Annotated in this window: 5 protein-coding genes; 3 read left to right on the forward strand and 2 right to left on the reverse strand. The window is 71.7% G+C overall.

Translation table 11 applies throughout. The features are described from left to right. A partial coding sequence (locus M3Q23_18720) for a hypothetical protein (GenBank protein ID MDP9344083.1) occupies nt 1-330 on the forward strand: 330 nt, incomplete at its 5' end. Between the two features lie 70 nt (nt 331-400). Here M3Q23_18720 and M3Q23_18725 read toward each other — a convergent pair. Continuing rightward, nucleotides 401-1,138, reverse strand: a complete 738-nt coding sequence (locus M3Q23_18725) for an ABC transporter ATP-binding protein (protein ID MDP9344084.1) — start codon at nt 1,136-1,138, stop codon at nt 401-403. A gap of 5 nt (nt 1,139-1,143) precedes the next feature. Continuing rightward, a complete protein-coding gene (locus M3Q23_18730; protein MDP9344085.1) occupies nt 1,144-1,587 on the reverse strand; it encodes a hypothetical protein in 444 nt (147 codons plus the stop codon). Between the two features lie 64 nt (nt 1,588-1,651). Between M3Q23_18730 and M3Q23_18735 the strand changes: the two genes are divergently transcribed. After that, nucleotides 1,652-1,960 (forward strand): hypothetical protein, encoded by a 309-nt coding sequence (locus M3Q23_18735; protein MDP9344086.1) that lies wholly within the window; start codon nt 1,652-1,654, stop codon nt 1,958-1,960. Then, on the forward strand, nt 1,947-2,087 hold the full coding sequence (locus tag M3Q23_18740) for a hypothetical protein (protein ID MDP9344087.1): 141 nt from the start codon (nt 1,947-1,949) through the stop codon (nt 2,085-2,087). The genes M3Q23_18735 and M3Q23_18740 overlap by 14 nt, the downstream gene beginning before the upstream one ends. Nucleotides 2,088-2,339 lie beyond the last annotated feature (252 nt).

The raw sequence follows: 2,339 nt of genomic DNA on the forward strand, positions 1-2,339 counted from the left end.
CGGACGATGAACGAGTGCCATAGCCCTCTCGGAAGGAGCCTGCTCGCCCGCGGCAAGGAACGCCCGGTCCGATGCCCGATTGGCGGGTCGCTTGACCTGACGACGGAGGACCGCCAGTTGGTGGCGAAGGACAACGATCTCGAGATCGGCCTCGGCCGCAGCGCGCTGGTCCGGCCGGAGCAGACCGAGAACGCGACGCAGGAGGAGATAGAGGAGAGACGGGACCACGGCGCCGCATTGTGGAAGATCGACGACGTTGGCCGGCCTCCAGGCGCGGATCGCGTTTCTTTACCCCACGCGTCCGCCTGGTCCGCTCGGGCGGCACCCTGACAGCGCTGGCTGGCGGTACGGCCCCGGCGGTGGACAAGTGTGCTCCAGATGAACCGACGCACGGCGCGGATCAGCCGCCCGGATCGAAGCGGCCGATGTCGCCCATCACCGACTCGGGCGCTCGCGGCGAGACTGGCACGTCATCCACCACCCGGCCGTCGCGCAGCCGGACGATCCGGTCGCATCTGGCCGCCACGCCGGGATCGTGGGTGGCCACCACGACCGTGAGCCCCCGATCCTCCCGGAGGCCCACCAGGAGATCCATGATCTCCGCCCCCGTGGCCGAGTCCAGGTTCCCGGTGGGCTCGTCCGCCAGGACCAGCCCGGGCTCGTTGATGAGGGCACGGGCGATGGCCACCCGTTGCTGCTCGCCGCCGGACAGCCGAGAGGGAAAGGATCCGCCGCGGTCACCCAGGCCCACCGCCTCGAGCAGCCCTCGGGCCCGCTCGAACTTGTCGAACCGGGTCCGGAAAGGCAGGACCGGCGCCGCGACGTTGTCCAGGACCGACAGCGCCGGGAGGAGGTGGAAGCGCTGGAACACGAAGCCGATCGTCCGCCGGTACGCGGCCTGCTCGCCTCGGGACAGGCGGGTGACGTCCCGGCCGTCCACCACCACCTGCCCTTCGTCCGGCAGGTCCATGGCTCCCACCACGTGCAGCAGCGTGGACTTTCCCGATCCCGACGGTCCCATGACCGCGACGATCTGCCCCGCCGGCACCTCGGTCGTGACCGATTCGAGAGCCACCACCCCCGAGCCGTTGGAGAGGTACCGCTTGGAGACGCCGTCCAGGCGAACCGGGAACCCCATGTGCCTCACTCCTCCGCCAGGACGCTCGGGGGCGCCATCCGGCCGACCCACGCGGCCGGGGCCACCGAGGCCGCCACTGCCACGCCCACCAGTGCGGCCAGGACTCCCGCCTCGACGACCCGGGCTCCGATGCCTCCGGTCGCCACCGCCGCCATCGCCACGCCGACGATCGCTCCCGGAACCGATCCCAGGACGCCGATGGCCGCTCCTTCGTACGCGACGAGCCGGCCAAGGTGCGCGCTTCCCCACCCGGTGGCGCGCAGGGTCACCACCTCCGCAGCCCGTTCCCGGATGTTCAGGAACAGCACGTCGGCCACCGAGAGCCCGGCGAGGACCACTGCCAGCGCCACGCTCGCAATGTCCACACCCCGGACCTGCACGGAGACGAAGTTGCCGAGCAGCGTCCCGAGCAGCGCGCCCCGGAACGCCAGCTGTACCGCGAGGAGCAACGCCAGCGCGCCGACCCCGATGAAGAGCCCGGCTGCGGCGAGCGCCTGGCAGGCTCGGGCAGCGGTGCGGGCTCGGCCTTCCCAGGAGGTCGCCCGGGCCCTCGCCTCCGAGCCGGGAGTCCGGGAGGTCCACCACCTTCATCTGTGGAACCTGGCCTCCGACGTGCCGGCACTCTCGGCTCACGTCGTCCTGGGAGGCGACCCCTCGATGCACGAGGCCCAGATCCGGGGCGAGAAGCTGAAGGCCATGGTCGCCGAACGCTTCGGGATCGAGCACGCCACGTTGGAGCTGGAGTGCCACGTCCACGAGGCAGAGGATCACCGTCCTCGCCCAAGCGGACCGCGGCGGGCTCAAGGGTTTGAGCCAGGGTAACCACGGGATCGGCTGGCGCATCCTCATCGGCGTTGCGGTGGCCATGGTGGTTGCCTGGCTGGCCCTCGCCGCGTTCCTCCTCCTCGCCAGGCCCGAGGGTCCGAAGCTGGGGGAGGCTGCTCGGTAGCTGTCGCGGCGGTGGGAATGGTGGCCACGCGGGCCGCGGTGGCGGCAGAGTCTCTCGACACCGCCGGCCTGGTTCCTCCTTAGCGCGGTGTCGAGGCCGAATCGCTCCTCGGCCTGGGCGCGCCGCCGCCGGCCCTGGATCCCGCCGAAACCCCATCCTTCGGCCCCATCGAGGAGTGGATGGCGGCGCACCCCGTAGGCCGCCGGCGCTGAGCGGCCCGGTGTCGAGTCAGGGGTGCCCGAAGCCGGGCAC

The sequence above is a fragment of the Actinomycetota bacterium genome (assembly GCA_030774015.1).
Lineage (GTDB): Bacteria > Actinomycetota > UBA4738 > UBA4738 > JACQTL01 > JALYLZ01.

Bases quoted from the DNA above. Each gene is read 5' to 3' on its own strand.
- M3Q23_18725 (MDP9344084.1), bottom strand. From the start codon at position 1,138: ATGGGGTTCCCGGTTCGCCTGGACGGCGTCTCCAAGCGGTACCTCTCC.